The sequence below is a fragment of the Paenibacillus sp. D51F genome, from assembly GCF_053345695.1.
Window position 1 is genome coordinate 187741 of sequence record NZ_JBKFAO010000001.1, and the last position, 11901, is coordinate 199641.

14 protein-coding genes and 1 riboswitch are annotated in these 11901 nt (G+C 62.0%); all 14 genes read right to left on the reverse strand.

Annotated features, from left to right (window positions below):
• Nucleotides 1-25 precede the first annotated feature (25 nt).
• Entirely contained in the window at nt 26-979 is a 954-nt protein-coding gene (locus ACLBWT_RS00895; protein ID WP_447661232.1) for a TatD family hydrolase, read from the reverse strand.
• Nucleotides 976-1755 (reverse strand): ABC transporter ATP-binding protein, encoded by a 780-nt coding sequence (locus ACLBWT_RS00900; protein WP_447661233.1) that lies wholly within the window; start codon nt 1753-1755, stop codon nt 976-978. Before ACLBWT_RS00900 ends, ACLBWT_RS00895 begins: the two co-directional genes overlap by 4 nt.
• On the reverse strand, nt 1752-2528 hold the full coding sequence (locus ACLBWT_RS00905) for an ABC transporter permease (protein ID WP_447661234.1): 777 nt from the start codon (nt 2526-2528) through the stop codon (nt 1752-1754). Before ACLBWT_RS00905 ends, ACLBWT_RS00900 begins: the two co-directional genes overlap by 4 nt.
• Complete coding sequence (locus ACLBWT_RS00910; RefSeq protein WP_447661235.1) at nt 2518-2820, reverse strand: thiamine-binding protein; 303 nt, start codon at nt 2818-2820, stop codon at nt 2518-2520. Before ACLBWT_RS00910 ends, ACLBWT_RS00905 begins: the two co-directional genes overlap by 11 nt.
• A 29-nt stretch (nt 2821-2849) precedes the next feature.
• On the reverse strand, nt 2850-3926 hold the full coding sequence (locus ACLBWT_RS00915; RefSeq protein WP_447661236.1) for an ABC transporter substrate-binding protein: 1077 nt from the start codon (nt 3924-3926) through the stop codon (nt 2850-2852).
• A 150-nt stretch (nt 3927-4076) separates the two neighbouring features.
• Nucleotides 4077-4185, reverse strand: a riboswitch (TPP riboswitch).
• Between the two features lie 249 nt (nt 4186-4434).
• Nucleotides 4435-5730 carry a GerAB/ArcD/ProY family transporter gene (locus ACLBWT_RS00920; protein WP_447661237.1) on the reverse strand — a complete coding sequence of 432 codons (1296 nt, stop codon included), beginning with the start codon at nt 5728-5730 and terminating at the stop codon, nt 4435-4437.
• A 4-nt stretch (nt 5731-5734) separates the two neighbouring features.
• The gene (locus ACLBWT_RS00925) at nt 5735-6973 is read right to left on the reverse strand and encodes a Ger(x)C family spore germination protein (protein WP_447661238.1); all 1239 of its coding nucleotides are present in this window, start codon (nt 6971-6973) and stop codon (nt 5735-5737) included.
• On the reverse strand, nt 6970-8721 hold the full coding sequence (locus ACLBWT_RS00930; protein WP_447661239.1) for a spore germination protein: 1752 nt from the start codon (nt 8719-8721) through the stop codon (nt 6970-6972). Before ACLBWT_RS00930 ends, ACLBWT_RS00925 begins: the two co-directional genes overlap by 4 nt.
• A 268-nt stretch (nt 8722-8989) precedes the next feature.
• Nucleotides 8990-9178: a hypothetical protein gene (locus ACLBWT_RS00935; RefSeq protein WP_447661240.1), complete on the reverse strand. Its 189-nt coding sequence runs from the start codon at nt 9176-9178 to the stop codon at nt 8990-8992.
• 50 nt (nt 9179-9228) lie between these two features.
• On the reverse strand, nt 9229-9450 hold the full coding sequence (locus ACLBWT_RS00940; protein ID WP_447661241.1) for a Gfo/Idh/MocA family protein: 222 nt from the start codon (nt 9448-9450) through the stop codon (nt 9229-9231).
• A gap of 32 nt (nt 9451-9482) precedes the next feature.
• Nucleotides 9483-9650, reverse strand: coding sequence for a Gfo/Idh/MocA family oxidoreductase (locus ACLBWT_RS00945; RefSeq protein WP_447661242.1), 168 nt, complete (start codon nt 9648-9650; stop codon nt 9483-9485).
• A 188-nt stretch (nt 9651-9838) separates the two neighbouring features.
• Nucleotides 9839-10177 carry a cupin domain-containing protein gene (locus ACLBWT_RS00950; RefSeq protein WP_447661243.1) on the reverse strand — a complete coding sequence of 113 codons (339 nt, stop codon included), beginning with the start codon at nt 10175-10177 and terminating at the stop codon, nt 9839-9841.
• Nucleotides 10178-10275: 98 nt separating this feature from the next.
• Complete coding sequence (locus ACLBWT_RS00955; RefSeq protein WP_447661244.1) at nt 10276-10908, reverse strand: pyroglutamyl-peptidase I; 633 nt, start codon at nt 10906-10908, stop codon at nt 10276-10278.
• Between the two features lie 118 nt (nt 10909-11026).
• A complete protein-coding gene (locus ACLBWT_RS00960) occupies nt 11027-11836 on the reverse strand; it encodes a phosphotransferase enzyme family protein (RefSeq protein ID WP_447661245.1) in 810 nt (269 codons plus the stop codon).
• Nucleotides 11837-11901: the final 65 nt, after the last annotated feature.

Genomic DNA, 11901 nt, shown 5'->3' on the forward strand with positions numbered 1-11901 from the left:
AGATGATCCGGGCGCCGCTTCGTGTTCAGGTATAATAAAGCCGGCGCGCGTTCGCGGCCAGCGCAGAGGCAGCCTCTCTCTCGTCCATCCCTCTGAGACGGGCGATTTCCCTGACCGACTCCCTCATCATGAGCGGATGGGTCGCCTGCCCGGCGAACGGCCCTTCGAACGGCCACGGACCGTCCGTCTCCGTCATGAGGCGCTCCAGCGGGTACGAGACGGCCAGCAGACGGATTTCCTCCTCGTAGAGCACATCCGGAGTGAGCGAAATGTAGAATCCGGCATCCGCGAGCATTCGCGTCACGGCCTCGTCTCCCTTGTACCAGTGGAAATGCGCGCGGGTAACGCCGTATTCCCTCAGCAGCTCCAGCGCCTTGGCGGCGTCCTCGTAGACGGCATGCAGGATGATCGCTCGTCTGGTATCGGCGGCAAGGGAGACGAATTCCCGCAGGATGCGCAAGTACCCCGCTTCGTCGAATTTCCGTCCCGCCGCTTCCGCCTCCGTCCGCATGTAGTAAGGGAGGCCGACCTCGCCGATCGCCAACGCCTCCCCGGCTTCATGGCGCTCCCGGATCCAGGCCAGCAGCGCCTGCATCTCTGCCTCGTCCGGAAGCTCCTGCTCCGGATGCCAGCCGTAAGCCGGCATGATCCGGCCCGGATGCGCCCGGGCGAGCTCCCGCGTCCGCTTGGCTGAATCCAGATCCATGGATACGGCGACCGCAGCCGTCAAGCCGCCGCTGAACGACTGCTCCAGCATGCTCTGCAGCTCATCCGCAGCATACTGCTCCAAATGAATGTGGGCGTCGATGAGCGGAAGCTGGGCCTCGCTCATCGACGCAGCTTCATTCCAGCAGTCCGAGGCATCGCTCCGGCTCTGCGGCGTCTGCGGAGAAGCCCCAGCTCCGGGGCGTTCCAAGGCAGCTCCAGCCGGCGGGGATGCCGGCTTTCCAGCTCCGGCGGCGATTCCCATCGGGTTCATAACGGCATATCCCCCTCTTCCAGGCTTCCGAGCGATTCATAGAGAGACTCCTTCAGCTCGCCGAACCGCGGATCGCTTCCCAGCTGTCCGCTGCGCGGCCGCGCAAACGGCACCTGGAGCTCCTGAACGACGACGGCCGGCGATGCCGACAGGACGAGCACGCGGTCGGACAGCAGCAGCGCCTCCTCGATGGAATGCGTGACGAACAGCACCGAGCGGCGCTCCTCCTCCCACAGCGACAGCAGCCAGCGCTGCATCCGCTGCCGCGTCAGCGCGTCAAGCGCTCCGAAAGGCTCGTCGAGCAGCATGAGCGGCTGCGGGGACAGCAGGGCGCGCAAAAACGAGACGCGCTGCTGCATGCCGCCGGACAGCACATGCGGATACGAGCGGGCATAGCGTTCCAGACCGAGCCTGCGCAGTCCTTCTCCGGCAAGACGCTTCGCCTCGGCCCGTTCTCTGCCCGCGATGCGCAGCGCCAGCTCGATGTTGCCCTGGACCGTCCTCCAGGGCAGAAGCGCAGCCTGCTGCGGCATGTACGCGGCGCGGCCGGCTCCCTCCGAAGCCGGCTTCCCGGCGAGCATGATCTCGCCCGAGTCCGACCGCTCGAGCCCCCCGATTAGGCTGAGCAGCGTCGTTTTGCCGCTGCCGGAAGGGCCGATGAGCGAGACGAACTCGCCTTCGCCCACAGTCAGGGACAGTCCGCCAAGCACTTCAATGACGCCGCCGCCGCGGCCGGCGAACGACTTGCGCAGATTCCGGATTTCAAGCACGTTCATCGTCCCCCCTCCTTGCGCGGACGCCAGGACAGCGCCAGCTTCTCCGCCCCTGCGACGGCTGTGAACAGCAGCAGGCTGAGCAGCACGACAAGCGCGACTCCGGCGAATACGAGCGAAGTCTTGAAGCCCTTGGAGGACAGCAGCATGAAGTAGCCGAGCCCCCGGTCGGACCCGATCCATTCCGCCACGACCGCGCTCGTGACGCTGTACGAAGCTGCGATCTTGAGGCCGGAGAACAGCTGCGGCAGAGAGCCCGGCAGCTCCAGGCTGAGGAAGCGGCGCCAGCGCCCCGCTCCGATCATCCGCATGTACCGCTCCAGGCCCGGATCCGCTCCCTGCAGGCCGCCGAGCATCGCGACGCAGACGGGGAAAAAGCAGACGAGCATGACGAGCAGCAGCTTGGGCAGCAGCCCGAAGCCGAACCAGATGACGAGCAGAGGCCCGATCGCGATGACGGGAATGTTCTGCGACAGGACGAGCAGCGGATAGAAGCCCGATCGCACGAGCGGCAGCAAATGCAGGACAGCTCCCAGCAGCAGGCCGGCGGCCGAGCCGCCGGCGAAGCCGAGCAGCGTCAGGCTCAAGGTCGCGCCTGTGTGCTGTGCCAGTCTCTGGCGCGCCGCCCAGGCATCGCGGGCGATATCGCTCGGGGCGGGCAGCAGCCACGCCTCCGTCCCGGACAGACGCACGGCCGCCTCCCACATCAGCAGGAAGGCGGCCATGACGACGACCGGAGGCAGCAGAGCCTCCCATCGGATCGTTCTACTGTCCATCCGGGTATTTCTCCAGCAGCCGGTCCATCGAAGCGCCGTTCTCCGGGTTGTAGTAAATCTTCACCTGAGAGATGACGGACGGGCAGCCCATCGCCGCCATCTCCTCGCTCATCTCCGCGACGACGGCGAGCAAGTGCGACAGTTCTCCCTCCATCGTCGTCTCGAGCGGCGCGACACGGTACGGCACGCCGGCCTCCTTGATGATCTCGATCGCCCGGTCCACGTACGGAAGCACGCTTTCCCCGCCGGGCGTCGTCGGCAAAATCTGAATGCTCACAAGTGCATTGGCCATATCCGGTTCCCTCTCCCCGTCAGCCGGCATCAGGATGCCGGCAAGTAATCGTTCGTGAACGCCTTGGACAGATCCGGCAAGGTATCGAGCAGCTTGTGCTCATGCATCCATTCGGCATAGTTCGTCCAGACTTCCGCCTTCTGCTCGCCCCAGCGCGGAGCGTCATCCTGATATTTGGGGCTCAGCCATTTCTGGCTGGCGCGCACCAGCTCCGGATTGAGGTCCGGAACGGCCTTGATCAGGATGTCCGCGGCGGCGTCGGGCTCGGAGATCGCGTAGGCGTAACCCTCGGAAGCTCCGGCCATGAACGCCTTCACCACATCGGGGCTGTCCTGGATCAGCTTCTCGCTCGTTTCCAGCACCGGCGTGTAGTAATCCAGCTTTTTGCTGTAGTCGGTCAAGTACACCATGTTCAGCTTCTCCCCGCGCAGCTCCGCCTCTACCCCTGTCCAGGCGTAATAGATCCAGGCGAAGTCGATATTCCGCTTCACGGCGGTGAAGAAGTCCGCGTTGCCCATGTTGACGATCTTGACCTTGCCGACATCGGCGCCCTGCTCCTGCATGAGCGAGGAGATGATCTCCTGCTCGACCGGGGCTCCCCAGCCGCCGTAGGTTTTGCCCTCGAATGCTTTCGGGTCCTTGATGCCTTTGGCCTCAGGCGAAGCAAAGCCGGAAGTGTTGTGCTGGATGACGGCAGCCAGCGACACGAGCGGCAAGCCCTCGCTGCGGGCGAGCGTGATGTTCTCCTGGTAGCCGACGCCGAACTCAGCCTCTCCCTTGGCGACCAGCGTATCGGCGGCCGTCCCCTCCGGCGGCTGCACGATCTCGACGTCGAGGCCGTGGTTCAGGAAAAAGCCTTTGTCCCGAGCGACATACAGGCCGGTATGATTCGTGTTCGGCGTCCAGTCGAGGACGACCTTCACTTTCTTGACCGGTGCGGCCGTGGCGCCGACTCCCGCGCTGCCGGAAGGCGCCGGCGTCGCCGTGCCGCTGCTCCCGTCATTCCCGCTGCCGGCTCCGTTCCCGTTGCCGCAGCCTGTCAGCAGCGTCGCCAGAACAAGCGCGGCCAGCCCCGCTTTTTTGCCCATCTTGCTTGAAATGCCCATGTTGCTTCCCCTTCTTTCTCTCGCAGCCGTGAGCCCGGCCGGGCCTTGTCCGGAGCGCCAGCGCCAGCATGAGAGGGACAATAAAAAAAGACGCCTCCCAAGGAAGACGTCTTCGTCACGTGAATCCCGTTGCGCCCGAGGGCGGCAAAAGGCTCGGCTGACATGCGGTTCCTACGCTGGCATTATCCAGATCAGGTTTAACGGGTCGGGATGCTTCTCCCCTCTCAGCCGGCGTACGCCAGCTCCCCAGGCTCATTCGGTTGTCAATAGAGCCATTATAGCAGAGGAGCCTTTTATTGCAACCTTCCGTGTCGAAATTTGCGGGCGCGGCATCATGTAGAGCCGGCTTCCGGACTTTCCGAGCCTGAAGACGGCCGCCGCTTGGCGCCAGAGTCGGCCGGGCTTCGCCAGCTTTGTTTTGTTCGCCGTCTCCGCTGCCAGAGCCTTGACTCTCCTCCCGCTGTCCTTTTTGGCTGCCGCCGGCTTGCGAGCCTTGATCGGCGCCTGCCTATCCGTCCTGGTTTCCAGCCTTTTCGGCGCTCCCATCGGCGCCTGCCTGTCCGTCCCCCGGCTGTCCGCCTCGGCCCGTCTCGGCGCCGCCGGCTGCCTTTCCGGCACCGCTTTGGCTGCCGCCGCCGCTCTGACCGCCGGCCCCGCGGCCCTTGGCCTGCCCGCCTGCTCCCGCCTTTTCGCCGCCTTGCCCCGCTTGCCGCTGCGCTTTCTTTTTGACCCAGCCGATCCCCATGACAAGCATGAGCAGCGGAAGCGCGATCTGGTAATAGGGACTGAATTTCAGATAGACGGTCATGCCGGCCCATAAATGCTGCGACAAGGCAGGCTCCAGGAGGCTCGCCGTGAATATGAGCGGAGCCATGACGAGGGCGCCGGCCCGATAGGGAACTCCCCAGGCTGTCTGCAAAGCGATGACCGAACCGAAAAACAGTCCGGTCGCCTTGACGTACAGCCCGATGTACAGCAGCAGCGTCACGAGAATATCGAGCCTCTCGAGAAAGTTGAACAGCCGGATCTGCTCCACCGCCTCCAGCGTCGGAAGCTCGGCGAGCCGGTACAGCTCCGGACCGAGCACCATGATCAGCACCATGTTGACCGCGATCAGGAACAGCGAGACGCCGGCATAGGCGCCATAGGACGCGGCGCCCGTGGACGGAGACCGCCTCGCGTAGTTCCAGAACATCATCAGCACGATGACCTGTCCGAACGGAAACGACAGGATATCGGGAAACGCCGCATGCAGGACAGGTCCGAAGCCGTTCTCCAGCACGGGCCGCAGACGGTTGAAGTCGAGCAGGCCTGCCGCCAAAAACAACCCCAAAAGGGAAATGTAGCTTACGGCCAGCACCGGAATCAGCACTTGGTTGACCCGGAAGAAAGCCTCGACCCCCTGCTTGGCGGTGTAATAGACGATTCCCGTCAAGACCAGCATCGTGCACCACATCGGCGTCTGCGGCAGCAAGGTGGCGGAGATCAGCTCCCCGAAGTCGCGCACGTTGCGCATCGATTCCAGGGCGAAGACGACAGCCAGCGCCGCGCCGAGCAAGCCGCCGAGCAGCTTGCCGAAATGCAGCTTGTACAGCCCGACCAGATTCGTGTCGGGGGCCCGGTTGTAGAGCGCGCGGTAGACGAGCAGCAGGCAGAAGCCCGCGGCGGCAGCGATGCTGATCGCAATCCAGGAATCCTGTCCCGCCTCGGATCCGAGCTCGTACATCGGCGTGCTGCCGATGGTGAACAGCACGAGGAAGACGGCGATCTGCCCCGCGCTTACGCTTGCTTCCTTGGCTTTCATGCCCTCACTTCCTCTCCCGGCTGTCCTCGCTCGCCTGCTCGTAGGAACGGTTGCTCCGGCCTGTCTTGATCAGTCCGACATCGACCCCGATTTCGGCTTTCATCTCGGGGTAGAGCCTGCTGTTCCACTCCGAAGCGATTCCTTTCCATGTACGCGGGTACTTCCGCCGCACCGCTTCTCCGATGCCGGCCACATCCGCCTTCAGTCTCTGGGAAGCTTTGAGTCCGTCCTCGATGTCGGATCGGACCTGCTGCCCAAGAATCCGCTCGATGCCGGCAACCGCAGCCGGGTCATGAAGATTTCCACCGCATGTATACTCGAACAAGGTTGCGTCCGCCTCCACATTCGCCTGAAGCAGCCAGCCGTCTCCGCTCCTCGCAGGCTTCATCTTCGTCTTGAGCCCGGTGATCCTGGCGCTGTTGACCTTGGGCCCTCCCTCGCGGCACGGAAAGGAAATCGTCGTCCCGGACACTTCGCTGCGCAGCCAGAGCAGGCCCCGGCTCTCATTCGTGCGGATCCAGCCGATCATATGGTCGTCCCGGAACAAGGCCAGCTTCTGCAGCCTCACCTTCGAAGGCGTCGACGTGTTCTTGTTCGCGTCCACATTGCGCACGCCTTCGCCCGATCCGCTGATCGCGATGCCGGGGGCGGCCGAAGCGTGAAGGGGGCCCAGCAGCTGCAGCAGCATCGAATAGACGGTCTGGGGCCGGAAGTTGCCCCCGCTCTCTTTTTCCAGCGCGATCAGCTTCGTCAAGGCGTTGCCCGATATTCTCTCCATCGGAAGCAGCTGCTCCAGGATGGGCCGGGCTTCGCCATCGGTCACGAACACCATGACCGTCTCCCGGGAATTGCCGTTGCGGAGATAGACGTCCAGCAAGCCGCCGATGCCCTTGCGGGCGGCACGCTCGCCGATGACGACGACTTGGTTGTGCCCGAAGTAGAGGCTTCGGGACATTTCCTGCGTCGCCCGGGCTACGGCGCCCCGTACGCTCTCTCCTTCCGTAGAGAAGACGTTGACCGGAGATTCCGTCGTGCTGGCAAAGCCGTTCTGGGAGGAAATGGCGCTTGGAATGACCAGCTGATAGCTGATTTTCCATTTCCCCTCCTCGGTGACGTCGATACCGGTCGCCGCGATGATGCCGAGCTCGTTGAGCTCCTTCCGGTCCCAGCAGCCCGCAAGCGGAAGGAACACCAGCGCCGCCGCCAGCAGCAGCGCCCAACGGCCGAAGATGCCCCGGCTCATGAATGCTGGCGCTTGGGCTTGCCTCCGGGCTGCCTGCGCCTGCCTCCCTTCTGCGCGATGACCGGCCGTCTGACGAGGCTCCAGCGCGGCGCCCGGACGAACGTATCCTTCCATTCGCCCTTGACATACGGAGCGACCGGCTTGAGGTAAGGCACGCCGAAGGAATACAGGCCGGCGAGGTGGATGATGACGAACAGATCGACCGAGATGATGCCGACAAAACCGAGAATTCCCGCGCTGATCATGAGCAGGAAGCGGATCAGCCGCGCGGCGATGGCGATGTTGATCTGCGGCACGACGAAGTTGGAGATCGCCGTGAAGGCGACGATGATGACCATCGCCGCGGACACGAGCCCCGCCTGCACGGCGGCCGTGCCGAGCACGAGCGCTCCTACGATGGAGATCGCCGGTCCGATGGCGCGCGGCATGCGCGCCCCCGCCTCGCGCAGCACCTCGAAGGTCAGCTCCATCAGGAATGCTTCCACCAAGGCCGGGAACGGGACGCCCTCGCGCTGCGCGGACAAGCCGATGAGCAGATTGCTCGGAAGCATCTCCTGATGGAAGGTCGTGATGGCGATGTAGAGAGCCGGCAGATGCATGGATATGAAAAAGGCCGCGATCCGGATCAGCCGCAGGAAGCTGGCGATGTCGAAGCGCTGATAATGATCCTCCGGCGACTGGAAGAAGCGGAAGAACGTCACCGGACCGAGCAGCACATAAGGGCTGCCGTCGACCACGACAGCGAAATGCCCCTCCAGCAGCCCGGCCGCCGCCTGGTCGGGACGCTCCGTATTGAGCACGGTCGGAAACGGCGTGAACGTGGAGTCCTGGATGAATTCCTCGATGTAGCCGCTGTCCAGGACGCTGTCGATATCGATGTCATCCAGGCGCCTGCGCGCTTCCTGCACGATGCCGGAATCCATGATGCCGCTCATGTACAGCAGCGACACCTCCGTGCATGTCTCCCGCCCGATGCGCCGCGACTCCACCGTCAGCCGCTCCGAGCGGATGATTCTGCGGATGAGTCCGATATTCGTCTGGGCCGACTCCGTGAACGCATGCTGGGGTCCCCGGATGACCGTCTGGGCCGTCGGTTCGCCGACATGGCGGGTTTCCCCGCCCGCCGCCTCCGCCGCCACGGCTTCGCCGCTGCCATCGACGAGCAGCAGGCAGCAGCCGAGCAGCAGCGCGTCGAGCGCCCCTTCCAGCGTCCGCACCGGCTCTGTCAGGCCGGTGGAGATTGCGTTCAAGCGCAGCTGCTCGATGCGCTCCTTGAGCCGGCCTCTCCCCTTGACGCTGCCGGGCTCCGCTTCCTCCGCCGCCTGCAGCGGCTCAAGGACGTTCTTGCTGATCCCTTCCTCGTCTACGATCCCCTGCAAATACAGCACCGCCAGCTGGACGCCGGGCAGAGCCCCGCTGGACAGCAGCCGCAGCCGCAGGTCTCCGCTGTGATGGAACTGCATGCGGATCGCATGGGCGTTGGCGGCCAGCGACGGGCTCAGCGCGGTGGCCGTCCTCCTCCTTCCGAGAGGAGGGGGCTTCGCTGCGCCGCCGTTGCCGCCGTTGGCTCTTCCTTTGCCGCCGTTGCCGCCGTTGGCTCTTCCTTTGCCGCCGTTGCTGCCGCCGTTGGCTCTTCCTTTGCCGCCGTTGCTGCCGCCGTTGCTGCCGCTGGCGCTGGCGCCCCCGTGGCTTTGGCTGCCGCTTGCGCTGTTTTCCGCCGAGCCGTTTCCGCTTTGGGCTGCAGACAAAACAAACCCCTCCCTTATCCAGAATGACCTTATTCTGGGCATGGGAGAGGTTTTTTATCCAGCTTATGTTAATCGTCCCGGCAGCGTCGCCCTTCAGGGATGAGCTGAATCGCATTTCCTTGCCTGGATGACTCCGCCGTCGCCAAGAGGGCGGCAAGCGTGCGTATATTGTCCGCGCCTGAGATTTTCGGCTCCCGCTGCTCTCGGATGGAAGCTGCGAATTCAACCAGGACGCCATGAATGCTTTCCAGCTCTTGCGCTTGAGATTCTATCTTGTTCTTCGTGCGGCCGTCTCAATATAGACGCCATAGCCATCGCCCAGATCATCCAGATGAACCGATCCGCCCTCGAACTGGAATCTCCATACGCCTTCCCATGGCGTCGCAGCGCCTTTCGCCAACAGGCTCCCCAGGTAGAAGACGTTTACGCCTGATTCCGTTTGGTAAACGGCATGCACATGCGGATCTCCTGCATAGCCGCTGCCGGGGGTATTCCACGTCTTTCCTGTCACTGCGCGATATCGGAATCCAATAGAAACCGAATCATATCGACATGATGGACGCTCATCTCCAGCAGAACGTAATTGTCCATCGTCTTCTGATAAGGCTTGCCCTGATGCTCATAAAAGAACTCCGATTGAACAAACGACAATCTCCCCAGATTCGCGCTCTGCAAGGCTTTCTTCAAGGCGATCACGGTCGCAAAATAACGGTAGTTCTGATTGATCATCACATTCAGCTTGTTGCGGGCTGCCAGCTCATTCAGTTCTTCCGCTTCCTCCAGGACAGCACGAACGGCTTTTCGATCAGCACATGGAGCTTATGCTCCAATGCGGACCTGGCTATGGCATAATGCACCGGAGAGAAGGCGGAGATGAACACGGCATCCGCGTCCGCTTCGCGAAACGCCTGCTCGTGTCCGTGTAGCATAAGCTTTCCGGCAGATCATTTTTCCGCGCGTATTCGATCACGGCGCTGCGATTGATATCCACCAGCCCTGCGCAAGCAAAATCTTTGGACGGCAGGACAAAATGCTTCCCCACCCCCTGGCCATGATTGCCCAGACCGACTTGGATCAGTTTCAAACGCATTCCCTGTTCCCCCTCCGAAATTCCTTCTCAACCCTCATCCGGCCTTTCCCGGTATAAGTAGCCTAACCGACAGCCTGGAGCAAGAATGCCGTACATATAAACAGCCGTCATCTCCTCCGTTACAAGGAGCGAATGCTCTTCGCCCTTTCTGGTCAGCACGAGATCCCCGGGACCGATTGCGTATTCATCCCCCTCGGTCGTGCAGATCCCTCTGCCGCTGACAATGATCCAATATTCATTGCAGTCATGGTAATGCAACGGAACCTCTTGTCCGACTTTCAGTCGATTGATTCCGTAATGGTTGATCTCGCTCCAATCCGGAAATAAGGTTAACTCCTGCGCCTGCTCCTTGCGAATGACCGGCATTTGAAAACCTCCTGCAGCTGGGATATCGGTTCAACCTATCCAATATAGCTCAAACAAGGCATGTACCGTGGAGATAGAAGGCGGAAGCTCGTCAAGTCCTACCTCGCCTGCAGGGCCGATACGGATACGCCAATAATCGCTCGCAGCCCTTCCAGCATCATCGCCTGCGGCATGAAGGGAACCGAAGGCTGCAGCGCGGCCATCTCCGCCGAGGCGGGGAAATGCACGAAGCCGGCCAAGACCGGCAGCTCGAGGCTGCGGATGTGATGGAGCACCCGGTACATCGTGTTGTTGCATATGTAGGTTCCGGCTGTATTGGAAATTTCGCAGGGGATGCCGAGCTCCGCCAGACGCTGCGTCATGGCGCGGACCGGCAGCGTGGAGAACAGTCCGTCCGGTCCCTCCTCGGCAATCGGCTCGTCGGACGGCCGGGCGCCCCGGTTGTCGCCATGCGAACGGACCGGGACATCCTTGACGTTCACCGCGATCCGCTCCGGCGTGATCGCCGTCCGGCCCTTGGCCAGTCCGCATGCGATGACGGCGTCAGGCTTGAACTTGTCCATCTCCTCGATGAGCCGGTCGGCGCATTCGTCGAAATGAACCGGAAGCAGCACGGCGCGGAGCTCCACGCCCTCGAGTCGCTCCTCCTTCAGCTTCTCCATCAGCCAGCCGGTCGGATTGACGTCATCGCCTCCGAACGGCTCGAAGCCGGATACCAGCACCTTGACCATATGTCCTCACTCTCCTTGTCTTTCCATAGTAAAACAAGCGGGCTGCGCAGGGAACCCGCTCGACCTTTATTCATAGCCGCCCTTGCGCGCATGCCCGATATGCGGCGCTCTTTGGCAGCTAATTCTTTATCCAGCGTTCCACATGATCTTCTACAAAGCGAATTTCGCTCTCATAGTGCGCCAAGTGTCCCTCATCGACCATTTTTTGAAAGGCCGGATTCCCTTCGGCGGCACCGGTCTTCAGCGTATCGCATAGTGCTGTCAGGCGTTGAATGATCCACCTCGGCAAATCATCGGGTACAGGCATTCCATAGGATTCGAAAAACAACCGAATTCTTCGGCGGCGTTCTTCCGCATGCAGATCGGATCGGTATGCCGTCGTAGCGGCCGAAGAAAGGTCCGGCGCGAAACTCGCAAGCGGAACCGATGTGTAAAGGGTATACGCAATATCCCACATGCGCGGACCAGGACCTGCCATATCAAAATCAATCAGCGCTGCTGGCGCCCCATGTTGAAAGACCACATTGTACAACGCAGCATCATTGTGGCAGATCACTTCGTGCTCGCGAGCCTCTGCATAGCTGAGCTGCCATCGGTCCTCCGGATGGAATGGGAAGCCTTGGGCAGCATCATGGCAGCTGCGCAGAAGGCGTGCCACACCCGCAAGCGCTTCGTCCGACCACATGTACGGTTGAAGGTCGGGATAGTCGTTTCCTGGAACCTCTCCAGAAATAAAGGTCAATATTTCACGGCCGGAGGGATCGATTCCCCTAAATCTTGGCGCTCCCTCGAATCCTTGCTGCTCCAAATGTCTTAGAAGTCGATGAACGGAAGGACTCCAATAACCTGTAGGGCGACGAACTGTGTTCGCCATGCGGACAATGTGATTGATATTGCCGCCTTTTAAGACTTCCTCGTCTTGAGCCACGACGCTTCACCTCCCGCTTTTCACCAAGCAAATGTATTGCGGCTGGCTTCATGATACACTAAATT